Origin of the sequence: Streptococcus sp. Marseille-P6264, assembly GCF_902460355.1 — a bacterium.
Taxonomy (GTDB): domain Bacteria; phylum Bacillota; class Bacilli; order Lactobacillales; family Streptococcaceae; genus Streptococcus.
Genome location: NZ_CABPTO010000002.1, coordinates 106,215 through 130,811, shown reverse-complemented (window position 1 = coordinate 130,811; position 24,597 = coordinate 106,215). Strand labels below are relative to the sequence as shown.

Sequence of the window (24,597 nt, the reverse complement as noted above, 5' to 3'; positions counted from 1 at the left end):
CCATGTCAAAGACAAGACAAAAAACAGCTGAAGATATAAGCATTGTGCTTACAAAAATCAGCCTCAGCATTTTATTTATTGCTTCCATTGTCCTGATAGCCATCGGACCTTGGGTGGTCAGCCTAGTCATCGAATTTCCCTCTCCTTTCTTTCAGGGAGAAAGTCGCTATTGGATATTGTTGCTTCTAGGCTATGTCTTGGGCTGCCTGGCTCTGACCTGTATCGTGCATCTCTATCGGCTCCTTAGCCGTATCGGGAAAAATCAGGTCTTTATCAGACAGAATGTACAGTATATGCGCTATCTGGGCTGGGAAGTCGGAATGGTCGCCCTCATTTCTTTCTTTATGGGCTTGACAGTCTATATGCCCATGCTCCTCGTAGCCGTTTCTTGCTGCATTTTAACCTTGATTATTCGGGTTATCCGCAATGCTTTTGGCAAGGCAATTGAGCTGCAAGAAGAAGTAGACTACACGATTTAGGAGGGACTATGATTCAGATAAATTTAGACCTTGTCATGGCTCAAAAACGGATTAGTGCTGGACGCTTAGCAGAATTGATTGACCTCACCCCTGCCAACTTGTCCATCTTGAAAAATAACCGAGCCAAGGCAATACGTTTTTCAACACTTAATGCCCTTTGTCGGGAATTGGACTGCCAGCCCGGCGATATTCTTGAATATATCACAGATGAAACCGAGGAGGAATAAACATGGAAACACCATCACAAGGACAGATGACGGGACAACCCTACCTTCCTTTTGAAAAAGACCAAGAACGAAAAAGCATCTTCACAGCTTTAAATATAAAGGAACTGAAGAATTTTAGAATCAGCTCTCTCATTCTCTATTTCTTAGCCTACTTTTATACAGTTGCCATTGACGGCAACAAGACCATTTACTTTTTTCCTATTGCGATTGGTTTGATTAGCCTGACCGAGTGGTTAGTAAGAAAAACGCCGACAAGCTTGCCTCAAATCGAAAAGGAGGCCTCTGCTGGCCTCGAGTCCAATCTTTTCCTGATTCTCAGCCTGACTCAGGCACTGGCTCTCAGTATCTGGGGCTTTCACCCGCAATTAGAGATTTTTCAAGCTTTGACTCTCCACATCTCCTTTTCTTTTTATATCCTATCACGGACGGGTTGGCTCAATCAAGGTCGCTTGGGAATCATGGTTTGGTACGATAGCATTCAGGCCTTTGTGATTCTACCTTTTAGAAACTTTTTCGCTGGTCTTCAAGTCTTTGCTCGGACTGGCAAGATTTCAGATACGACTGCTGAAGACGGCGATTCTTCTAAAAAGGCAGTCCAAAGTACGATGATAGCAAGTAGCCTTCTTATTGCTGGTATGCTTGTCTTCTTCGTTTGGTCACAACTTAGCCAAGTCTCTGATCGATTCGCTCTTTTCTTTAGTGATACAGCTGATGCCTTGCATCTTTTCTTTGACTTGATCTTTTCAAATCTTGATACAGACGCCATCGCTCTTCGCATCTTTTTGGCCCTACCTATCGGCCTTTATCTCTACAGCCTGATTGTTGGTGGATTATTGAATCAAAAAAATATCAAAGTTACCTACCAAAGCTTCCAAAATAACATTCAGCCACTGCGGATGTTCCCTGCTTTTACAGCCTATATCATCATCGGCAGCCTCTGCCTGACCTACGCTCTCTTTTTCCTCGTTGGTTTAGGAGAATTAAGTGAACTCCTTAGTGCTGGCACTAGCCTCCAAACTATTTCTCCACAAAATGCCTCAACTGTTGCTGTTGCTGGCTTCTGGCAACTCGTTCGTGTATCACTTCTAAATTTCGCTGTCCTAGCCGCCTTTTATTTGTTGGCTCAAAAGCCTCTCTGGGACCAGAAAGGTACTCGTCTAGCCAGCACTGTCCTCTTTATTTTTGCCTTTTTGCTGGCCTTGCTTGCTGGCTGGAAACTCTTTGGTATCTACATCTATCTTTATGGTCCAACACCATTGCGCCTGATTTCAGCCTGGTTTATCCTCGTTCTATTGGTCTGGTGTATCCTGACTCTGATTCGCTTCTACAAGCCCATCCAAGCAATCCGAATCGGTATCTTCTACGCGCTTATTAGTTTCACACTACTCTGCTATCTCTATCCCCTGCTCTTAGCTGCTTGATAGAGAGCATACTTATATGCCAATATAATTATCAAAAAGAGGCTGGGACAAAAGTCCTAGCCTCTCAATTGTCTTTGGATTGTCGAGCAGACGCAGTGGTTGAGTGGGCTCTACTACGCTGATTTCATCAGCTTTTACAGCCCTACTCAACTGTGCGGAGGTGGGATGACGAAATCGAATTCTAACGAATTACCGATTTCTGTCCCACTCTCTTTTCTTTTATTCAAACTAGATAAGATACACCTAGAAACCACCTAGACTAGCCCGTTTACCTTCCATTTCATGTAAAGTTCCTATTCTGCATGGACTCCTTCATAGCAATACTAGCCACCCTTAAACCATAGAAGCCTATTCTATCAAGTACAATAGAAAAACCAGCGGTCTCGAGTCTCCACTGGTTTCTTTATGGTAATCGTTTGGATTATGCAGCCAAAACTTTGCGTCCTTTACGACGACGAGCTGCCAATACGCGACGACCATTTTTAGTTGACATACGGTTACGGAATCCGTGTTTGCGCGCACGACGAAGTTTACTTGGTTGATAAGTACGTTTCACGATGAATACCTCCTCATAGATTTTGTATTCGTTTAGCCGGCTATAAAGTGATCAGTTACTAAACATACTTTACTATTCTATCGGATTCTCTCTTGTTTGTCAATAGTATTGGACGAATTGTTTCATTTTGGAAACGAAATCATTCAAATCGTGTCGCTTCATAGAAGGGAATCAAGGCAGTCATAGCCTGCTCAAGCTCCGATAAAACTTGCTGCTTGCTTGTAGCTTGGGAAAGATTGACGTCATATTTGATCAAAACCTTGCGGACTAGCCCAGCAGCCACCTCCTGTCTTAGATGCTGCCTATTTGCCTCCGTAGCTTCGAAGCGTTGACTCACGCCATCTATCTGGGCAAAATAGTAAGCTGGCGGCTGAATAGACAGATTCAGCACCCGATTTTGCTTGCTGAGACTGTGCTCGTCTTTCTTGCGCTCCATAAAGCTTACCTCCAGCGACACTCCAAAATCTTCTGCAGTTCCATACAAGCGCAGAGCGAACATGGGCTCCGTGATGTCCCCATAGCCTCTTAGATAGTTCCAAAAATGTGGGCGTAAAATCTGAGCCTGATTCAGCCAATTGCTGGTCCGCTCCAGACTCAGCTTAGGATAGAGTGCCTGAAAGTCTCGGACTAAGTTCGCAAACTCCTGCCGAGCAGCCTGACCTCTAGCTTTCAAATCCAACATTGTCTCTCGCAGATCCCCTGCCTTGTCTGGTGAAATGTATTTACTTCCTTGAGCAGTCAAAAATGACTCAATAGCTGGAAAAAGTGACATAGAATTTTCTCCTTTCTGTATCTAAAAACCAGCTGAGCAGCTGGTTAAGATTTATTCCGAATCAATATCCACAACAACGTAGCGGTTAGGCTCATCGCCTTCTGAATAGCTAGTCACACCATCAATTCTTGAGATAATCCGGTGGATGATTTTACGCTCACTATTGGACATAGGATCCGTATGCTGGCTGCGACGGTCTTCTAGAGCACGCTGAGCCAATTTTTGCGCATAGCTTTGTAAAACTTCTGCCCGATGCTCCACATAGTCATTTACATTGATAGAAATGTAGAAACTCTTGGAATATTGATTGTAAAGATAATTCTGAGCCAACAGCTGCAGAGCTTTCAAGACTTTACCGTGGTAACCAATCACGCGCCCTGGCTCATTGGTATCAATTTGCATATTGATTGTTCGGCGATTGTGGCTGCTGGAAAGAGTCGCTTCAACATCCATTTCATCCACAATCTTTTGCACATATGTGGTTACACTTGCGACAACTTCTTCAATATCACAATCATCCTCAACCTGGATCCCCAAGTCAAAGAAGGACGACTCCGCTGTCTCTTGCTGATTAGGTACCACTTCTGCTAAAGAGCTATCTTCCTCTGAGTCTTTCAGAGTTTGTGCTTCATCAATCGCTTGACTGGTCTTTAAGAAATCAATTGCACCTGTTTCTTCCAGAATGGTACTGGCGTCTTTATCGTTTTTAAGAATTTCAGCCTTGACTTTTTCTGAAACAACTTCACCTTCGCCCTCGGCCTTCTTGATAGCCGTCACCACTCGCCCTAAGTCGACTGTTGCTTCACTAACACTCTGTACCGGCTCGTTTTGTGCATTGATTTCCTCAGGAACTCCTTTTACCGCCTGTTGGTTGGCCTTGGCCACAGTCGTTTCAGCAATCGGCTCCACATCTACCTGCGCAGGCTTTTTGCCAAATAAACCGAGAAAACCTTTCTTTTCACGCGAAACAACGGTAATATGTGCTCTCATTCGTGGGATATCCAGCGTTTTTAGTCCATTTTGAATCGCTTCTTCAACACTTGCTCCTGTAAAAATAACCATCTGCAAGAGTCCTCCTTTTTACTTTTTCTTTTTCTGTGCTTTTTGAAGGGCACGTTTTTTCTTCATTTCCAATTGGCGCTCCGCCTTTGCCTTTGCTTCACGTTCAGCAATAATCTTAAAAGGATTGCTCAAAAGCAAGGTCTGACCGACTTGATAGGCGTTAGAAACCGTCCAGTAAAGAGCAACCCCGCTGGCTGCATACACCGCAAAGAAGAAAATCAATACCGGCATCAGGTAGGTCATCACTACCGTCCCACTATTTTTCTCTGGCAAGGCTTTATTGGATAGCCAAGTGCTAAAGAAAGTAAAGAGAGCAGCGAGAATAGGTAGGATAAAGGTCGGATCTGTTGTTCCTAGATTGAGCCAGAGGAAGTGACCTGTCTTTAGAAATTCAACTCGTGTCAGAGCTTGGAAAAGTGCCACAAGCACTGGCATTTGGATAAAGAGCGGAAGGAATGCAGCATAGGGATTGACGCCCATTTCTTTATAAAGCTTGCTGGTTTCCTCTGCTAAAGCTGCTCTGCTATCCATATCTTTGCCCGGATATTTTTCCTGAAGTTTCTTGATATGAGGCTGAACTTCCTGCATCTTTCTAGATGAGGTCGTCTGAAATTGGAAGACTGGCAACAAGACTGTCCGAATAATCAAGGTAAAGAGAATAATCCCGATCCCTGTACTTCCATTAAAGGACAAGAATTGAATCATCTCCGCAAAGAAATAAACTAATTTCTCCCAAAAATCACTTGAATTAGCAGTCACTTCGCTGGTGCCACAAGCCGTCAGAATGAGCAGCGAAGCCGCTAAAAGAAATCCTATTTTACTCTTCTTTTTCACAAACAAATCCTTCCTGATAAATTTTTGCAACTTTTAAGACATGCAATAAATTTTGTTCCACTTGATGGTAGTCTAGAGTTTCAACTCCCTTGCGGGCAATAACAACAAAGTCATCCTTGGTCAAGTCCGCCCGATGCTGAATCAAGACATGACGAATCTTTCTTTTGATACTATTACGAACAACTGCATTGCCCAGCTTTTTACTAACTGAAATCCCCACTCGAAAATGGCGCTGTTCTTTTTCTAATTTATAAACGACAAACTTTCGATTGGCAAAATTCTGCCCAGCTTTAAAAATCGCCTTGAAATCTTTTTCGCTCTTGACGCGATAGTTTTTTCTCAAAACTCAACTCCATCCACTAAAATTAACTCTATTATACCATATTTTCCCAAAAAGCCAATAAGGGCTAGGGTTGCAATGCGAGCCCTCTTTTTCGAAAAGTTCACCTAAAAATCGAACTTGAAGCAAGTACCGGTCACATTACAGAAAAATCCAGAAATGATTAATACCACAGCTCCAAAAAAGAGTCCGGGACAAAAGTCCTAGCCTCTCAATTGTATTTGGATTGTCGAGCAAGACGCAGTGGTTGAGTGGACTCTATTACGCTGATTGCATCAGCTTTTATAGCCCTACTCAACTGTGCGGAGGTGGGACGACGAAATCGAATTCTAACGAATTACCGATTTCTGTCCCACTCTCATTTTACACGGTAAAAAACGTCTAGGTGCTCTGAGATGCCTTGGGCAATAATGAAGCGGTCTTGACTGCTATCAGTCGGATCCTGCCCGCTAACAGTCTCTCCTGCTGGCAACTTTTTCCCTGCTGGAATAATAGACAAGGCAGCACCTGTAAGATTATGCCAACGAATGCTAGTACGATAAATTCCATTTTCATCCAGACCGGCGTATACCAGTTCCAACTTGGCAACATCCGATACCAGTCCCTTGGCATCAAATGTATAAGTGACGCCATTGGCATCCTGCCAAGTACCAGCCATGCTAGAAAAGTCCCCAGAAGCAATGGCCTGCATATCTAAACCAGAGGTAGCCGCAGGTTCGTCATTTCTCTTGCTTTCTGACTTAGCAGAAGACTCCTTAGTTGCTGGCTCCGAAGGCTCCTGACTGCTAGATATAGAAGTGTCCGAACTACTTGTTTCAGTAGACAGCTCTGTCGAACTTTTGCTCGTCTCAGACTTTTTGGAAGAAGCTGAGCTGGTCGAGGTCGAGCTAACTTTGGAACTGCTAGAAAGCGAAGTCGGCTGATCTTTCTTTTGACCGCAAGCCACTAACACAGACGATGCCACCAGAGTTCCAGCCAAGAGAATCATCCATTTTTTCATCTTTAGCACCTCGCAATATTTTCTTTTTCTTGTAACATTATTGTAACATAAATACAGCTTTTTAGAAAGCAAAAGGCTGGGACAAAAGTCCTAGCCTCTCAATTGTCTTTGGATTGTCGAGAAAGACGCAGTGGTTGAGTGGGCTCTACTACGCTGATTTCATCAGCTTTTACAGCCCCACTCAACTGTGCGGAGGTGGGACGACGAAATCGAATTCTAACGAATTACCGATTTCTGTCCCACTCTCATCTTATTGAATTTTTTTAAGCATATTGTCGATATGCTGGATAGATTTTTCGCGGCCTAATAGGTAAATGGTATCTGGCAACTCTGGTCCGTGCATTTCACCTGAAACAGCGATACGGATTGGCATGAAGAGGTTCTTGCCCTTGATACCTGTCTCTTTTTGGACGGCTTTGATTTGTGGGAAGATATTTTCTGTCACAAATTCTTCATCCGTCATTGCTTCCAGTTTCGCTTTGAAGGCTTCTAGAACAACAGGAACGGTTTCTCCTGCCATGACCTCGCGCTCAGCGTCTGTCAATTCTGGGAAATCTGAGAAGAAAAGATCTGTCAGCGGAACAATCTCATCTACTGATTTCATTTGTGGTTTGTAGAGTTCAACTAATTTCTCAGCCTTGTCAGTCAAGCGTCCTGCTTCTTCCAAGAATGGTTTTGCCATTTCAAAGATTGTTTCAAAATCCGCATTCTTGATGTACTCATTGCTCATCCAGTCCATCTTTTTCTGGTCAAAGGCCGCTGGAGATTTGCTGAGGCGATTTTCATCAAAGAGTTTGATGAGTTCTTCACGAGAGAAGATTTCATGCTCGCCACCAGGATTCCAACCGAGAAGAGCGATAAAGTTAAAGACTGCTTCTGGTAAATAACCTTTTTTACGGTAGTCTTCGATAAACTGAAGGGTGTTGGTATCGCGCTTAGACAATTTTTTACCCGTTTCAGAGTTGATAATCAAAGTCATGTGACCGAACTCTGGAGCTTCCCAACCAAGCGCCTCATAAACCATGAGCTGTTTTGGAGTATTGGCAATGTGGTCATCCCCACGGATAACGTGGGAAATTTTCATGTCATGGTCATCAATCACAACGGCAAAATTGTAAGTTGGGTAGCCGTCTTTCTTTTGGATAACCCAGTCGCCACCGATATTGCCACCTTCAAACTCAATGTCGCCCTTGACCATGTCCGTCCACTTGTAGATACCAGCTTCATTGACAGCCAGACGAACCGTTGGAATGATGCCCGCTGCTTCACGTTCTGCGATATAAGCTGCTTTTTCTTCTTCGCTCATACCGAGATATTCATTGATGTAGCGTGGTGTTTCACCTGCTGCTTCTTGACGTTCGCGCTCAGCAGCCAATTCTTCTTCTGTAACGTAAGATTTGTAGGCTTTTCCTTCTGCTAGCAATTGGTCAATGTATTTTTGATACAATTCCAAACGCTCTGATTGGCGGTAGTTTTCATGTGTTTCAGGGCTTTCATCCCAGTCCATACCCAACCAACGAAGGTTTTCAAGCTGTGAACGTTCACCATCTTCGACATGGCGCTTGCGGTCTGTATCTTCAATACGGATGATAAAGGTTCCGCCATGATGACGAGCATAGAGGTAGTTAAAGAGCGCCGTCCGCGCATTTCCGATGTGTAATAGTCCTGTTGGACTTGGTGCATAACGCACTCGAATATCTTTTGTCAATTTTCGATCTCCTATTTGGGAATAGCAGGGATATCTCGCTCCTGCTTTCGTATTCAAACGTTATTATTATATCACATTCTCGACCCAGAATCCGCTGAATCGCATGATTTTTTAAGACAGTCTTTCTTCGAGGACAAAGTCAATTGGCAGCCAAGCTAAAACCTGCTCCATCTGCTTTTCCCAGTAGTACCATTCATGGTTGCCAGGACTGTGGCTGTAGGTGATATCCATGCCTAATTCTCGCAGATTTTTCACAACCACCTGATTGGCCTCGTAGAGAAAATCCTCTTCACCGCACCATGCCCAAAGCTTGGTCTTTTTATCAGATTGCTTGGCTATGCTCTCCAGCGAATGAGAACTGCTGATCCAGTCTTTATAGTCTCCAAAAACTCCCCGCCAGTAGGCTGGTGTTGCTATTTCAACATCATCTGGATGACTATCAAGAAAACTCAAAGCCCCTGAAAGACTAGCCGCATATGAAAAACAGTTAGACTTGAGAGCCAGCTTAAAGGATCCGTAGCCGCCCATAGAAAGGCCAGCGATAAAATTCTTCTCTCGCTTGTCAGACATATTGGGGAAAAAGCGCTTGAGCACTCGTGGCAGCTCTTCAGCGATAGCCTCGTAATAGTTAAAGCCGTATTGAGTATCGGTGTACCAGCCATTGCTGGTATTCGGCATGACAACAATCAGGTTAGTCGAGCGAACCAGGCGCTCAATATTCGAGCGCTTGAGCCAGCTATTGTGGTTACCGTTCATACCATGAAGCAGATACAAAACAGGAATATCCTTATCATCTGGCTTGTCCACGCGCGACGCATCTGGATAGAGAACATTGACTCCCCACTCCATCTCCAAGGCTTCTGAATAATATTCGATCTGCATCACTGCCATCTTTTTTCTCCTCTTATAAAAACTACTGTTCTTGACTAGGCAGCACAGCCAGCCACACTCCGAAAGCAAAGCCTGTTCTGCGACCGCCAAAAGATAAGAAAAAGCCGATATTCGACTTTCTCTCTGCAAAATACTGGGAAAGTTGCTCCCTCGAGTGACTCTAGCGAACTTCCATGACAACCGGAAGAATAGCCGGCCGGCGCTTGGTCTGCTCAAAGAGGAACTTGGCCAAACTATCACGAACCGCTCCCTTGAGCTCGCCCCAGTCGAAGCTTTCCTGAGCCAGATAGTCTTCCACTGTCTTATTGATCAGGTCAGTACTCTCCCGCAGGATGTCACGACTCTTCTTGACATAGACAAATCCCCGAGTATGAACCTTGGCTTTGGAAATGATTTTCTTCTCCTTACGGTTGACCGTAAGGGCCACGATGAAGATGCCGTCTTCAGACAAGACCTTGCGGTCACGCAGGACGATATTGCCCACATCACCGATGGCATTTCCATCAATCATGACATCGCCTGCTGACACTGCTCCAGCTGGCACAAAGTCGCCATTTTCGTAGGCCATGATGCTACCACGCTTAGGTATCAAGATGTTTTCTGGTAAAATCCCGACTTCCATAGCTGCCTTGGCATGGGCGTCTAGTCCGCGGTACTCTCCCTGAATCGGGAAGAGGTACTTGGGTTGCAGTAAGTTGAGCATAAGTTGCAAGTCACGCGCATTGGCATGGCCAGATACACGTAAGTTTTGGGTAATCAGCTTGACCACGCCACCAGCTTGGTAAATCATGTTTTCCACACGCGCCACAACTGCTTCCTTGGCAATTGATGGCGTTGTAACGATATAAACCAAGTCTCCGTCTTTGATTTCTACATAACGGTGACGACCAATGGACATCTTGCGCAGGCCATTAATAGGCTCACCCATCCGACCCGTCTCCAAGATAATCAACTCATGGTCCTCAAACTTAGACATTTCCTTAGGCTTGATCAAAAGGCGTTCATCCGCCAAGGATAATTTCTTGAGGCGGATAGCCGTACGAACGATGTTTTCAATATCAAAGCCTGTCAAAACGACGCGACGACCTGTTTCTGCCGCAGCTTCAAAGACCTGCTGGATCCGAGACAGGTTGCTGGCAACCGCTGCTACGATGACACGCCCATCCCAATCCGAAATCGTGTCCGTAATCTCACGGCCAACCTCGCTCTCACTAGCCACTTGCACAGTGCTGTCAGCATTGGCTGAATCACTCAGCAAAGCTAGAACTCCCTCACGGCCAATCTCAGCCAAACGGCCGAAATCTGTCGCATAGGATTCGCTGGCAGATTGGTCAAACTTGAAATCTCCCGTATAAACAATATTGCCTTCACGCGTCTTGACAACGATTCCCAGACTCTCTGGAATCGAGTGGGTCGTCCGGAAGAAAGAGACAACCGTTTCGCCAAATTCAATCTCGGTATTTTCATCGATAACATGAAAGTCATTGAATTTCTTCACGGCGTCATTGTTTTTGACAAAGAGCTTGGCTAGCTCAATCGTCAACTCCGAACCAAAAACCGGTACCTTAGCTTCTGTCAAAAGATAAGGCAGTGCACCAATGGCATCCGCATGACCGTGGGTCAGAAAGACACCTGCAATTCGGTCTTTATTTTCAAACAAATAATCCATGTTGGGAATGACGACATCTACTCCCAGCTGCTCATTTTCTGGGTATTTGAGCCCAGCATCCAATACAAAAATGGAATCATCCACTTCGGCGACGTAGAGGTTTTTCCCATTCTCGCGCACGCCGCCCAAAGTAATCAGCTTAATAGTGCTTTTACTCATTTTTACTCCTATTCGATTTTAGAATCTCACGTATCAAAGATTCCTTGATTTTATTACTAACGGTCCTTGGCAAGCCAAGTCGAATTACAGTTTTGCAAACAAAGTTTGCACATCTTAGTCATTATAGCATTTTTTCACGCTTTTTTCAAAACAAAGGAAACTCATAGAGCAAGCTAGAAATCTAAGAATAGGTATTTGATACAGCAAGAAGTATCTGGCCACTTCTTCCTTCCTAATTCAAAATGCGGAGAAAGGCATACTCCCAGTTTCATTTTAGAAGATAGCTTTTAGGAGCTAGATCTACTCACAAGATAAAAAATAATAGAACCTAGTCTGAGACTAAATTCTATTATCCGAGCGGAATTCCCTATACTGATCTCCTAATATCGATTAGAAGATTACTTGGGAAACTGCCCTATCTTATATAGGCTGAATGGATGAACAGACTTACTCAAAGCCATTGTTCTGGCTTAATTCTTTGAACCAGTGCCCTGATTTTTTGATAGTCCGTTCTTGGGTTTCTAGATTGAGCTCAATCAAGCCGTAGCGGTTCTTATAGCTATTGAGCCAAGACCAACAATCGATAAAGGTCCACATGAGGTAACCTGTACAGTTGGCCCCGTCCTGGATGGCACGATGGAGCTGGCGCAGATGGCCTTTAACAAAGTCAATCCGATAATCGTCTTGAATCATGCCATTTTCACGGAATTTCTCTTCACCCTCGACTCCCATGCCATTTTCCGTCAGCATCCATTCAATATTGCCATAGTTTTCCTTGATGTTTTGTGCAATATCGTAGATTCCTTGCTCATAAATTTCCCAGCCACGGTGAGGATTAATCTTGCGGCCAAGCATAACATAAGGCTCATAGAAATGATCTGGCAGAAGCGGCGACTCTGGATGTTTCAAATACTTGGGCGCTGCAACCCGCAGAGGCTGATAGTAATTGACACCCAAAAAGTCGACCGTATTTTCCCGAATCGCTTGCAACTGCTCCTCAGTCGTAGCTGGTAAAAGATCATGCTCACGCAAAAGATCAACTAGCTCTGCTGGATAATGCCCCAAAACAGATGGATCCAAGAAAGACTTGGCTTGGAAGAGCTCGGCAATGCGAGCGGCCTTCAAGTCCACCGGATGCTGGCTGCGTGGATAAGCAGGTGTCAGGTTTAGGATAATACCGATTTTGTAGTCTGCTCCAACCTCATGACAGGCTTTCACTGCTAAAGAACTAGCTAGCTGGGTATGATAAGCCACCTTAACCGCAGCCCGAGCGTCCACTTTATTAGGATAATGTCCATCGTAGAAATAGCCAAACTCAACTGGTACAATAGGCTCGTTAAAGGTCACCCACTGATCCACCAAGTCCCCGTAGCTTTCAAAGCAGAAACGAGCATAGTCTACATAAGCATCGACTGTATCTAAACTTTCCCAGCCTTCTTGCGCTTCCTGCAAGGCAAAGGGCAGATCAAAATGATAAAGATTGACAATCAAGCGAATGCCCTTGGCCTTGATTCTTTCAAAAACCTTGCGGTAGAAGTCAACACCAACCTGATTAACCGGACCACGACCATCTGGAAAAATCCGTGACCATTGGATAGACGTCCGAAAGGCTGTGTGACCTGTTTCGACTAAAAGGTCGATATCTTGCTCCCAATTTTCGTAAAAAGTGGATGCCTTGCCAGGTCCAATTTCATTATAGAAACGATGGGCTTCTTGGCTAAACCAATAGTCCCAAAGATTGTCTCCCTTCCCATCTCCTGAAATCCGCCCCTCCGTTTGCGGACCCGATGTAGAAGATCCCCAGACGAAGCCTTTTGGAAATTGAATCATATTTTATTTACCTCTCGATTTATCTTTACACCTCATTATATAAAGACCTTTTGCAAAAAGAAAGCAACAGTCTATTCAAATTTCTCTACTGATTAAAGGCATTTGTGATTGCGAAGACTAAAAGTTCATTCAAAAAGAGAGTGGGAACAGGAATCGGTAATTCGTTAGAATTCGATTTTGTCGTCCCACCTCCGCACAGTTGAGTAGGGCTGTAAAAGCTGATGAAATCAGCGTAGTAGCGCCCACTCAACCACTGCGTCTTGCTCAACATCCAAAGACAATTGAGAGGCTAGGACTTTTGTCCCAGCCTCTTCATCATTTTCACTGATTAATAAACTGTTTTCTCTGTTTCGAAATCAAAGAAATGCGCCTTGTTTAGGTCAAAGCCAAGGTCAATTCCAGCACCTGTTTCTGAGTAGTCACGAGCATCTACACGTGCAATAAACTCGCTGTCACCAACTTGACAGTAAAGGTGAGACTCAGAACCCAAAAGCTCAGAGACAGAAATAGTCGCATGAACCACAGAATCTGGAAAGGTCTCTAAGAAGGCAGGTTCTGTATTGATGTCTTCTGGACGAATACCAAAGATCAACTTCTTGCCGTCATAACCCTTCTCACGCAGCACCTTCAGTGTTCCTTCTGGAACTGTCAAACGCAAGCCATTGGCAACAATTTGATTTCCCTCAAGTGTCACAGTGATAAAGTTCATCGCTGGGCTTCCAATGAAGCCTGCCACAAATTTGTTAACTGGGTGGTTGTAAACTTCTTGTGGGCTACCGATTTGCTCTACTCGACCAATCGTTCCAGTTCCAGCAGGGTTCTTGGTTGCTGACATGATAACAATCCGGTCTGCAAGCGTCATGGCTTCTGTTTGGTCGTGGGTAACGTAGATAGTGGTCGCTCCGATACGGCGGTGGATCTTGGCAATCTCAGCACGCATGGACACACGCAATTTAGCATCCAAGTTTGACAATGGCTCGTCCATTAGGAAAACCTTTGCATCACGCACGATGGCACGACCCATAGCAACACGCTGACGTTGACCACCTGACAAGTCTGCCGGCTTGCGATCCAAGAATTCTTTCAAACCAAGGATTTCAGCCGCTTCTTGCACCCGTTTGTCAATATCTTCCTTGCTGTACTTACGCAGTTTCAATCCGAAAGCCATGTTGTCATAGACTGTCATGTGTGGATAGAGGGCATAGTTCTGGAAGACCATAGCAATATCGCGGTCTTTCGGTGCCACGTCATTGACAACTTTACCATCAATCGACGCTGTTCCTTCTGTGATATCCTCAAGACCCGCAATCATACGCAGCGTTGTAGATTTCCCACATCCTGACGGACCAACGAAAACGATAAACTCCTTGTCCTTGATGTCCAAATTAAAGTCTTCAACAGAATAGTGCTCACTGTTTGGATACTTTTTATAAATATTTTTCAGATTTAACTCAACCATAAGCTTCTCCTAACTCCTTTACCATATTGTAAGTTCTTTCTGCTTGATTATATCACGAATAGCAGGCCCTCACACTGACTCTTCTATATCTTTTTTTCTACTTTTTTTAGCATTAATATAGAAAAGAAATAAAGGTTCACTCACTTCAGCGATTTCATCACTCGACTTGCTTCCGATAGGCCTTAGGCGACTTGCCACACAGCTTCCGAAAGACTTTGTAGAAATAACCAACATTGCTATAGCCAACTGCATAACAAACGTCTTCTATACTGTCATTTTTGGCAAGTAAGAGCTGCTGGGCAGCCTTGATGCGCTGCTTATTTAGCAACTCTGCAAAAGTGGAGTTGGTCTCCCGCTTGATTAGCTGCCCCAAATAAACTGGATTGATGTAGAGTTCCTTGCTGATATCTTTTAGGGACAAGTCTTTTTGATAATCGCGACCAATCACTTCCAAGACATTGGCAACATTCTCATTCATTCGATACTGGGCGAACAAATCTGAGAGCTGATCTTTCATATAATCCAGCAAGTCTGCAAAGGTATTCGTGCTTTCAATCTTTTTGATAATGGTTGTCATATCGTCTGGTTTCAAATGCTGAAACAGATGGTAAACATCCATGATAAACTGAATGAACAATTGCTTGGTAATTGAAACTTCAGGCGTATTTTGCAGCACGATATCCTTGAGCAGGTCCAATTCGTCCAAAATCTGGCCGATATTTCCTTGGATAATCACGCGATACATAGGCTCATAGTAGCTAAAGAGCGGATTGGTTTCTTGCAAGCTAACCGTTCCATAAAATAGAGTTTTTTCTAGATTAAGCTTGAAAGCCTGCAGGCCTTGTTTATAAGGAGCTGTGAATTCTTCCAAATAGAGCGCTTCTTCCTTTTGCGAGGATAAAAACAAATAGCCTGTCTGTCCTAAAATACTATAAGGGACTGAAACTAGCCCTTTTTCGTGAGCAGCTGCTCCCAGCCAAACACTATCAAAGGATTTAAGATAAGTAGCTATTTCATCTTCGCTTGTCTCTTCTTTAAAAATCAGCTCTAGTTGATTGTTGGAAGAACGGTCAAATTCCCTTTCTAATTTTTCTAGGATTGCTGCCAGTTCGACCTTATCGACTGGCTTCACCAGATAATCTGCCACCTGCAAATTGAGAGCGGTTTTGACATATTCAAATTCTTGATAGCCTGAAAGAATGATAAAAGCTGCATTGGGCAGGGAATTCTTCATCTGCTCAATCATCTGCAAGCCATTCATCCCTGGCATATTGACGTCGGTAATGACCAAATCCACAGGATTGTCCTTAATATAGGCGAGAGCCGTTTCTGCATCATTGGCTGTAGCCACAACCTGCATATTCCACTTTTCAAAAGGAATCAGCACCTTCAAGCCTTCTGTGATCATGTATTCATCATCGACTAGTAATACTCTGTACATCTTTTTTCTATTCATCCTTAATTTCTATAATATAGGTCACTCCTTGGTCCTGTTGCGATTTCAGTCGGATACTGTAACGGTCGCCAAAAAAGAGCAGGAAGCGTTCATGAATATTCCGAATACCAATGGATCTTTGCTGTTCTCGATTCTGGGCATCCATTAGCTCTCGGCTGGCCAGAATGTCTTGGATTTCGGCCAAACGGTCAGCTGGGATGCCTCGACCATTGTCTTGGATCATCAGCCTTACAGCGCCGTCTATCTTTTGAGCCTTAACACTAATAACATTATCCTGCCTGCGGTAGTCGATGCCATGTGCAAAGTAATTTTCAATCAGCGGCTGAATACTAAACTTGGGAATCATCATTTCTTCCAAGCCTTCTTCAATTTTGAAGCCATAGGCCACTGATTTGGGATGCCGAACCATGCAAAGATAGCTATATTTCCGACAAAATTCCAATTCATTTTTCAAACTGCTTCTGGATTCATCTGAGATATTATTTCTCAGAAGACTGCTAAATTCATAGATAATATCCGCTAATTCTTCCTGCCTCTGCATGACCGCATACATCCTGATAAATTCCAAGGTATTGTACATAAAATGAGGATTGATTTGCGCCTGCAAGGCTCTCATATTGGCATCTTTTTGACTGATCTCCAAGCGATAGATATCCCGAATACTCTTATCCATACTATCCAACATGGTATTGGTCGTTGTTGCAATCAGAAGCAACTCCTGCTCCTTGGTCTCTGTCGCAATACGTTTCTGATTATCACCATCTGTGATGAGATGGAGTGTATCCACAATATCAACAACCTGCCTTTGGTAATTGAGAAAAATTCTCTGCAACGCAGCATATAAAACTCCAACCAAAATCAAACCAGAAAAAATAATCAAACCAGTGCTGAAAACCGTCTTCTCTATCACATAATGCGCAGGCACTGCTGTCTGGACAGTGTAATTGTAGATAGTTTCTTTTTTGATCCAATCATTTTGGCCAATTCCTTTTGTATCACCAAAATGCAGAATTTCTTTTTTGTAAGGCGAAATAACGCTGAGAGCGAGTGGAACATCGCCCCGCGTATTATCGACAACCTTGTTGAAGACTTCCCCATCAATCCGAATGTAAATCGTTCCGATGACTTGATCAACTGCCTTATCATAAATCGCGATGGGAAAGGCATCGCGCGCAGGTCTAAATTCCTCAGCAGGAAGCTGTTTGCCACCTCTCGCTTGCCTTGTGGAGACAAAAACAGTTTTGTAATCATTTAAAGTAATATCAATGCCTGTAACAAATTCATTTTCAACATAAATATCATTGATATTTTGGTGGAGGGATACTTGAACATAAGTAGGCACATCTGCTGATAAGCGCCAACTAGCGTACTCAGAGGGACTCATGATAAAGTAGTTATAAACCCCGTCCAATTTTGCTCGATTTTCAACCAGACTTTGAGCCAGTTGATTCGCTCGGCGGTTATAATAATCCACTTCATCAGCCAATCGAGTCACTGCTTGTTGCGCAATCTGCTCAGTTTCCTTATAACGACTGTGCCAATCAGAATAAGACAAAATGAGACCCAAACATCCCACAATAGCCACCATAATGACAGCATAAACTTTTAGTAACGAATGGAGCCAAAATTTCTTCATGGTTTTTCTGTTATCAACTTAGACTGAATGGTTTGGTAAATTGGGTCTAGAACATCACTAACAAAAAAGTGCCAAAGCCCAATAAAAGCAAAGAAGAGTAAGGCCGGCATGAAGTAGCTGGCAATCAATAGCAGGATTGTCCCTAATAAGAGTTTCAACATGGCTGAAATATTGAGAAAGACGCCAATCAAAGATAATTTCAAGCTATTTTTATAAGAAAACTCAAAAAAGACCTGCAATTTCAGATAGACTGCATACACTGCTGGTGCCAAAAGCAAAAAGAGCAAATTTGCAATCGTCAACACCAGATAAAGGATAGTCTGGTGAGGAAGCTGGATGAGGATATAAATTCCATACGACAAAAGAGCTTGCACTATAAGCAAAGTGAAGAATACTTTATTTGTAGCAAGGAAATTTTCTTTAAACAAATCCCACGCTTCTTTCCAGTGATATTTTTTATAGTCATAGCGATATTGCTGAAACAAAGTCATGAGCACACAACCGGCTGGAGCAAGTCCAAAAACAAGACCTCCACACAGAGCCAATACCCAAAAAATTGCGGATGCAAGCATAGCCATATAAACTCGTTGAAAAATCCACTCAACTAGTCTTCCCATTGTTTTTCCTTTCTGTTCTTTGTATTCTGCACATTATAAAATTATAACACATTTCAACCGTTTCCAAAAATTCCTCTCAGTCAACAGAAGAAAAATCCTCCTCAAAATATGACGAGGAGGATTTATGATTTTGCTTATTTCTTAGCAGCAAGGAATTCGTCGTATTGTTTTTGCATTTCTTTCAATACTTTATCGTATGCTCCTTCAGATTTCAGTTTGTCCATCATCTTAGGAATTTCAACATCAGGATCAACTGTACCAGTGTTGATAGCAGTGTCGTATTCTTTCATTGTGTTCGTGATGCTAGATACTTCTGCTTTAACTGGGTCTACATTGAAGTTAAATCCAAGAGCTGGTGATTCTGGTGCTTCTGCAAGAATCTTCTTAGAATCTTCGATTTGTTGATCTGTTACGTTTTCATTGATGTAAAGGATCCAGTTGTTACCTGTGTTCCAGCCAGACATGTGGGTATTACCATTGTAGCCTTTCAAAGTACGAACGCGGTTTTCTTTACCTTCAACTTTTTCCCAGTTTTCGCCTTCTGGACCATATACAAGGCCGTTCAACAATTCAGGATTAGTGTTAAGCAAAGTCAACAATTCCATTGATTTTTCTTTGTTCTTAGAGTTGTTTGAGATAACGAAGTTCGCTACTTGAGTAGTTTGGTTCTTCTTGTAGTTCTTAGTCAGTTGGCTGATTTCGATCTTACGGTTAGCTACACGAGAAAGCAAGCTGTTACCATAGTCAGCAGGTCCTACTGTTTCTTCACGAACGAACCAAGAATCTTCAGACAATTGATAAGCAGTATCACTAGTTGCTACGTCTTTTGGAATGTAGCCAGCTTGATAGTACTTATGGATGGTTCTGAGGCTATCCAAGAAACGAGGGACTTCATAACGGTTTACAATCTTAGTTGTATCGCCTTCCAAGTCAATAACGAAAGGAAGTCCGTTAGTTACAGGATAATCAAAGTTATCAGATGGGATAAAGTTCTTACCGATAGCGAAAGGAACAACTTTTGGATCTTTTTCTTTAGCAGCTTTCAAAACTGGTTCCAAATCTTGGTAAGAGTGGATATTTGAAACATCGCTGATACCATATTTTTCAAGAAGTGGCCCGTTGAAGGCAAAGTTTTGTGAAGAAGTTACATTGGCATTAACTGGAACAGCATAGATTTTACCGTTGACAGTGTTTCCTTTGATGTAAGCTGGGTCTAAAGAATCGTAAAGTTTTTTACCTTCTTTTTTGTAGAGCTCAGTCAAGTCAGCATAAGCGCCTTTTTGGGCATTGATGACATAGTTTTGAGCGAAAGCGATGTCGTAGTTTTCACCTGATGAAGTGATAACGTTCATTTTTTGTTCGTAGTCACCCCAACCGATGTATTCAATATCCAACTTAGCATCGATTTCTTTGCCGATAATCTTGTTAGCATTTTCGAGCAATTTGTCCAAATTGTCTGGTTTGTCACCGATTTGGTACATCTTGATAACTGTCTTACCATCATCAGTTTTTGATGATTTTTGGTTGTCCCCAGTAAGACTACCGCAGCCTGCTAGGAGGCCTGAAAAAGCCAAGAAGCTAGCAGAAGCTAGAGCATATTTTTTCCAATTTTTCATAGAAAAATCTCCTTTTAATTTTTTATATACAAATTTAATAATGTGAGTTTTTAGTAGTAAAAACTCTAAGACTAAAGGGGGCAAGCTATTCTTTGACGCCTCCGATAGTCAATCCCTTAACGAAGTAACGTTGGAAGAATGGATAGACGCAAGCGATTGGCAAGGTTGCAATTACGACCATGGCCATACGTCCAGACTCTTTAGGGAGAGATCCTGTTAAGCCTGCAAGCTGAGCACTCGCTCCCGCACTCTTAGACAAGTAGTCCATATTTTGCTGAATCTTCATCAGCAAATATTGAAGGGGAACTAAGTTGTCACTGCGAATGTAGAGCAGGGCGTTAAACCAATCGTTCCAATAAGCAAGGGCAGTGAAGAGAGTGATTGTAGCGATACCTGGAAGAGATAGTGGCAAGCAGATTTGGAAGAAAATCCGAGTCTCGCTGGCACCATCAATCTTAGCAGATTCAATAATCGCTTCTGGGATCGTTCTCTTGAAGAAGGTTCTCATCAAAATGATATTGAAAGGACTAAGCAGTAGTGGCAAAATCAAGGCCCACACTGTATCTCCTAAACCAAGCAAGTTGGTCATAACGATGTAAGTAGGGATCATCCCTGCTTGGAAGAGCATACTTGCCATTGCAAACAAGGTAAAGAAGCGTTTGAATTTAAAGCTTCGACGTGAAATGGCATAGGCGTAAGTTGTTGTGAAAAAGACATTCAAACTAGTACCTACTACCGTAATCACCACTGTCACAAAGAGTGACTGCAAGAGCTGATCTTTCAAGCTAAATAAGAATTCATAGCCCGCCCAGCTAAACTGTGATGGCCAAAAGGCAAAACCATTATGAACCAAACTGCTTTCATCTGTCAGCGAGATGATGATGACAAAGAAGAAAGGCAGAACACAGGAAAGCGAGAAGATCGCAATCAAGATGTTAAAGAAAAAATCGGCTTTTTTACTAAAGGAGTGAATTCCCACATTATCGACTTTCTCTTTTTGAATTTTTGGGGATTTCATAAGTTCCTCCTTCTAAAAGAGAGCAGATTCTTTATCAATTCTGCGGACAATCAGGTTGCTGACGATAACGAGGATACAGCCAACAATTGATTGATAGAGACCCGCAGCTGACGCCATCCCGATATCACCTGTACCGGTCAATCCACGATAAACATAGGTATCCAAAACGTTGGTTACACTATAGAGCGATCCTGAATCATGCGGAACAGTGTAGAACAAACCGAAGTCCGCGCGGAAGATATTTCCAACTGCTAGAATGGTTAGTACTGTGATAAGAGAAGCCAAAGATGGCAAGGTGATATTACGGATACGCTGCCATTTTGTAGCGCCATCGACCGTTGCTGCCTCATAGTAAGTCGGATCAATTCCCATGATACTTGCATAGTACAAAATACTGCTGTATCCTAAGCCCTTCCAGATACCAATGAAAAGGATGAAGGCTGGCCAGAAAGAGACCACTGTATAAAAGTTGATATTCGGATTGTGCAACAAATTGTTCAGCAAGCCCTTGCCAGGGTTCAAGAAAGCATCTACGAAGAAACTAATAATAACCCAAGAAAGGAAATACGGAAACAGCATGGTTGTCTGATAAATCTTTACCATCTTTTTCGAACGAAGTTCGCTAAAGATAATGGCAATTCCGACAGAGAAAATCAATCCTAAAATAATGAAACCGCCATTATAAAGAATGGTATTTCGTGTAATCGTATAGGCATCCTTGGAATTAAATAAGAACTTAAAGTTATTGAAGCCCACCCATTCACTGCTCATAAGGCTATGGATGAATCCTTCACCACTTAGTTTAAAATTCTTAAATGCAACGACGTTTCCTAAAACTGGTATATAGAAGAACAAAACAAACCAAACAACTCCTGGTAAGACCATGAGCAAGAAAATAAAGTTTTCTTTCAGTGTTTTGATAACCTTATTCATTCAAATCTCCCTTTCTATTGTTTTGATATCGTTTTCATGTTTCTATTATATGCCTTTTTCTATTCTCATTTAAACTCCTAATTATAGAAAAAACTATACAAATTATTTATCTAATATACAGATAAAAAGTAGAGTAGAGCCATGAAAACTTTGATCAAGCAAAGTGCTTACGTTGTGTAAATCGTTGACGCTGTAGCGATAGTGTGCCATTGGTTGGCTGTCGTCGCTATTAGACCTTGCTCCTTATAAAAGTCATTGAAAGGCAAGATTTCTTGCTCTAATTCTTCTACAGAATCAAGCTGACCAGTCGTGTATTGCTGCAGGCGCTCCTGCGCCCGTTTGATCCGCTTGAGCAAACCTCCAAAGCGGATATCAATCGTATCCAGACCGAAAATCTTGTTTTCCTGCTGCCATTGATGGCTGAACTGCTCGGCAAAGTCTTCCACTTTTTGGTAGAGCAAAGGCAACTCTTTCTCAGCTAGTTCTGCCAAGCGAGCTTTGTCTCCTACACCATAGGCTTTTTGAATACCAGATGTGACAGCAATCTTCAAGGCCAAGAGCGCATTCAACTGAGCCTGAGTTTCAAAGAGATAGCTATATTCACCAGCTTTGAGGCTGACTTCTTGCAAGGACTGAGCAGCAGCTTCAAAATGCTGCCTGTCTTCTTCCGATCGGATATGGCGTTCCAGCAAAGGACATAGAATATCCTGATAGAGGATGTAGCGATTTGGATTGATACCGCTGAGGTTTTCTGGCAAGCCTGGCAAAAGATTGGCTAGGTCTACTTTCATAAAATCATCAAAGGCAAGGCCTGTGCTCACCAAGAAATGCTCGGCTAATTTATCTAAATCATTTCGGTAGGCTAGTTCTGCCCAAATCTGTAGGGCAGGCAGGATTGAGAATTGAGAGGTTTCTCCTCCATTATCCCCCCAGCCAGTCACAATCACTTCCTTGACATGATTCTTCCGGCAAGCCTTATTGGCTTCGATGGCTACCAAGCGACTGAAATGGTTGTGCGGTGTAAAGCCAATCCACTTCCAAGCACCGCCAGCAAAGGCAATGTCCTGACTGATTTTGTGATGATTTTGGAAGTTACGGTTGTATTTTTCCTCGCTATCCTGATAGTAATCCCAGTAAACCAAGGTCACACGTTCTTTGAGACGATCCAGAGAAACGCGAGTCTCTTCAGGAATTTCCACATCACGGTCGTACTGGCCATCTGCTGACATGAGCTTGAAGAACATATCGCTCCACATCTGGCAGTGGAAACCGTACTTATCAGCGATATCCAGCACGCGCTCAAGATGTTGGCACATGAGGAGACTGCGATTTTGGAAACCATGCTGAATCAAATGGCGTCCGAGGCCAACCAAGTGGGCTTCGTCCATCCCGATATTTATCTTACGTGTACGAAGCTGGGACATAGTCTTAAACATGCCTTCGATAAGGTCATAGACCTTTTCTTCCCCGATCAGTAAAATATCCTCAACATCTCGAAGCTCCTGCACTTCCTTGACACCCCATTTGACAAAAGCTGACAGATGGGCCAAGGTCTGAATGCAAGGCACGAAGGTCAAATCAAAATCTGCGGCATAGGCCTCAATCTCTTGCAATTCTGCAACAGTGTAGCGACCTCTGAAATAGCCAAAATAGGGCTGGTCTTCTATCTCATAGGTATCTTCCATGTAAAGTTCAAAAGTAGAATACCCCATCAAGGCCAAGACTTCAATCATTTTCTTAGCCGAGTTCAGATTCAAGACGGCGTTGCGAGAGCAGTCGGCCATATAAGCCAAGTCCTCATAAGCTGCTCTTTCCTCGATCTCCACCTCATCCTGCCCTGCTTTAAGGGCGGCAGATAGGAGGGCTAAAGCTCGATAGAGCTGATGAGGCTTATGATAGCTGACCTGATAACGTCCCATACAGCCTTCCACCTTGATTGAGACAGCTGAGTTAGGGACAAGACTGACTTCAATCTCACCTAAGTTCAAATATTTTTCTAAGCGAGCAAGAGCCTTTTCTTGCTTGCTTGATAATCCTACAAATGTGGCCATTGGCCTTCCTCCTGTAACCAGTTTACTAAAGCGCCATAAAGATTCGCTTCCCCCTTATAGGTACACGCTAAAATTTCTGGCACCACCGAATACTCTTCATAGCGATCGACATAATAAGCAATCGCTGATCGGACACCTTGGATGAAGTCTGGATTTTGACTAATGGAGCCCCCCAAGCTAATCACATCTGGATCGATGAGATACTGGATATTGAGCAAACCTTGCGCAAGATTGCGGTTCATCCGCTCGATAGCTTCTTGGCAAAGGGTATTTCCTGCCGCAGCTTCTTGGTAAATCTTGCGTCCATCCCAGTCTGTCTGCCCTGATTTCTCGACCACGTAAGCTACCATGTTGCCAGTTGAGGCAAGTTGCGACCAGTTGTTAAGCCTTTCAGCGGGGGCTAGAGTTGTCATATAGCCAAACTCCCCACCCAAACTGTGGCGGCCTCGATGGAGCTTGCCATTGATTATCATAGCTCCGCCAATACCAGTGCCGATAACTACACAGGCTGCATTTTCCAGCTCTGGATGGGCCAGAAGTTCACTCAAACCAACACAGTTGGCATCATTTTCTAAGTGAACCGGCAAACCATAAGAAGCCAGCTTATCATACCAAGAAAAACCGTGAATATAAGGAACAGCGCTAATCCCACCAATGACTCCTGTCTCTCGGTCAACCGCCCCAGGCACACTCATGGCAATGCCTTGGTAAGCCCGCTTGGAAAGACAAGAATCCAGCCAAGCCAGCAAGTCATCTAAATTGTCTGGCGTAGCAATGTCTTGCTTTTCCAGTATCTCTCCTTCTTTGGACATAGCCGCAAACTTGATACCTGTACCGCCTATGTCAATTGTTGCAATAAGCAT

22 protein-coding genes are annotated in these 24,597 nt (G+C 43.3%); 3 read left to right on the top strand and 19 right to left on the bottom strand.

The features are described from left to right. Positions 1-2 precede the first annotated feature (2 nt). The 3 genes from FZ941_RS04215 to FZ941_RS04205 are packed head-to-tail and all read left to right on the top strand — an operon-like array spanning position 3 to position 2,127. Entirely contained in the window at positions 3-479 is a 477-nt protein-coding gene (locus FZ941_RS04215) for a DUF2975 domain-containing protein (RefSeq protein ID WP_041826919.1), read from the top strand. An 8-nt stretch (positions 480-487) separates the two neighbouring features. Next, a complete protein-coding gene (locus FZ941_RS04210) occupies positions 488-706 on the top strand; it encodes a helix-turn-helix transcriptional regulator (protein ID WP_005591644.1) in 219 nt (72 codons plus the stop codon). Between the two features lie 2 nt (positions 707-708). Then, positions 709-2,127 (top strand): DUF4153 domain-containing protein, encoded by a 1,419-nt coding sequence (locus tag FZ941_RS04205; RefSeq protein ID WP_148886952.1) that lies wholly within the window; start codon positions 709-711, stop codon positions 2,125-2,127. A gap of 421 nt (positions 2,128-2,548) precedes the next feature. Here the strand turns inward: FZ941_RS04205 and rpmH are convergent, their stop codons facing one another. From rpmH to FZ941_RS04090, 19 genes are all read right to left on the bottom strand, one after another. Next, positions 2,549-2,683, bottom strand: a complete 135-nt coding sequence (gene rpmH, locus FZ941_RS04195) for a 50S ribosomal protein L34 (RefSeq protein ID WP_000831905.1) — start codon at positions 2,681-2,683, stop codon at positions 2,549-2,551. A 139-nt stretch (positions 2,684-2,822) separates the two neighbouring features. Then, positions 2,823-3,455: a ribonuclease P gene (locus FZ941_RS04190; RefSeq protein ID WP_148886951.1), complete on the bottom strand. Its 633-nt coding sequence runs from the start codon at positions 3,453-3,455 to the stop codon at positions 2,823-2,825. Between the two features lie 51 nt (positions 3,456-3,506). Then, a complete protein-coding gene (jag, locus tag FZ941_RS04185; RefSeq protein WP_148886950.1) occupies positions 3,507-4,517 on the bottom strand; it encodes an RNA-binding cell elongation regulator Jag/EloR in 1,011 nt (336 codons plus the stop codon). A gap of 18 nt (positions 4,518-4,535) precedes the next feature. Further along, entirely contained in the window at positions 4,536-5,351 is an 816-nt protein-coding gene (locus tag FZ941_RS04180) for a YidC/Oxa1 family membrane protein insertase (protein WP_148886949.1), read from the bottom strand. Then, positions 5,335-5,694 (bottom strand): ribonuclease P protein component, encoded by a 360-nt coding sequence (rnpA, locus tag FZ941_RS04175; RefSeq protein WP_045500481.1) that lies wholly within the window; start codon positions 5,692-5,694, stop codon positions 5,335-5,337. Before rnpA ends, FZ941_RS04180 begins: the two co-directional genes overlap by 17 nt. A gap of 355 nt (positions 5,695-6,049) precedes the next feature. Continuing rightward, complete coding sequence (locus tag FZ941_RS04165; RefSeq protein ID WP_148886948.1) at positions 6,050-6,691, bottom strand: DUF6287 domain-containing protein; 642 nt, start codon at positions 6,689-6,691, stop codon at positions 6,050-6,052. A 250-nt stretch (positions 6,692-6,941) separates the two neighbouring features. Beyond that, positions 6,942-8,399, bottom strand: coding sequence for a glutamate--tRNA ligase (gltX, locus tag FZ941_RS04155; protein ID WP_148886947.1), 1,458 nt, complete (start codon positions 8,397-8,399; stop codon positions 6,942-6,944). A gap of 111 nt (positions 8,400-8,510) precedes the next feature. Next, positions 8,511-9,290 carry an alpha/beta hydrolase family protein gene (locus FZ941_RS04150; protein ID WP_148886946.1) on the bottom strand — a complete coding sequence of 260 codons (780 nt, stop codon included), beginning with the start codon at positions 9,288-9,290 and terminating at the stop codon, positions 8,511-8,513. Positions 9,291-9,450: 160 nt separating this feature from the next. After that, complete coding sequence (locus tag FZ941_RS04145; RefSeq protein ID WP_148886945.1) at positions 9,451-11,118, bottom strand: ribonuclease J; 1,668 nt, start codon at positions 11,116-11,118, stop codon at positions 9,451-9,453. A gap of 447 nt (positions 11,119-11,565) precedes the next feature. Continuing rightward, a complete protein-coding gene (locus tag FZ941_RS04140; RefSeq protein ID WP_148886944.1) occupies positions 11,566-12,948 on the bottom strand; it encodes a glycoside hydrolase family 1 protein in 1,383 nt (460 codons plus the stop codon). Positions 12,949-13,276: 328 nt separating this feature from the next. Next, positions 13,277-14,407, bottom strand: a complete 1,131-nt coding sequence (locus FZ941_RS04130; RefSeq protein ID WP_148886942.1) for an ABC transporter ATP-binding protein — start codon at positions 14,405-14,407, stop codon at positions 13,277-13,279. 157 nt (positions 14,408-14,564) lie between these two features. Continuing rightward, complete coding sequence (locus tag FZ941_RS04125) at positions 14,565-15,848, bottom strand: response regulator transcription factor (RefSeq protein WP_148886941.1); 1,284 nt, start codon at positions 15,846-15,848, stop codon at positions 14,565-14,567. A 7-nt stretch (positions 15,849-15,855) separates the two neighbouring features. Beyond that, positions 15,856-17,499 carry a sensor histidine kinase gene (locus tag FZ941_RS04120; RefSeq protein WP_148886940.1) on the bottom strand — a complete coding sequence of 548 codons (1,644 nt, stop codon included), beginning with the start codon at positions 17,497-17,499 and terminating at the stop codon, positions 15,856-15,858. Beyond that, complete coding sequence (locus tag FZ941_RS04115) at positions 17,496-18,116, bottom strand: DUF624 domain-containing protein (protein ID WP_148886939.1); 621 nt, start codon at positions 18,114-18,116, stop codon at positions 17,496-17,498. The genes FZ941_RS04120 and FZ941_RS04115 overlap by 4 nt, the downstream gene beginning before the upstream one ends. Before the next feature lie 134 nt (positions 18,117-18,250). Next, on the bottom strand, positions 18,251-19,732 hold the full coding sequence (locus FZ941_RS04110; RefSeq protein WP_148886938.1) for an ABC transporter substrate-binding protein: 1,482 nt from the start codon (positions 19,730-19,732) through the stop codon (positions 18,251-18,253). Between the two features lie 85 nt (positions 19,733-19,817). Beyond that, positions 19,818-20,750 (bottom strand): carbohydrate ABC transporter permease, encoded by a 933-nt coding sequence (locus FZ941_RS04105; RefSeq protein ID WP_148886937.1) that lies wholly within the window; start codon positions 20,748-20,750, stop codon positions 19,818-19,820. 12 nt (positions 20,751-20,762) lie between these two features. Then, positions 20,763-21,683 (bottom strand): sugar ABC transporter permease, encoded by a 921-nt coding sequence (locus tag FZ941_RS04100; protein WP_148886936.1) that lies wholly within the window; start codon positions 21,681-21,683, stop codon positions 20,763-20,765. 167 nt (positions 21,684-21,850) lie between these two features. Next, the gene (locus FZ941_RS04095; RefSeq protein ID WP_148886935.1) at positions 21,851-23,734 is read right to left on the bottom strand and encodes a family 20 glycosylhydrolase; all 1,884 of its coding nucleotides are present in this window, start codon (positions 23,732-23,734) and stop codon (positions 21,851-21,853) included. Next, positions 23,719-24,597 (bottom strand): ROK family protein, encoded by an 879-nt coding sequence (locus FZ941_RS04090; protein WP_148886934.1) that lies wholly within the window; start codon positions 24,595-24,597, stop codon positions 23,719-23,721. The genes FZ941_RS04095 and FZ941_RS04090 overlap by 16 nt, the downstream gene beginning before the upstream one ends.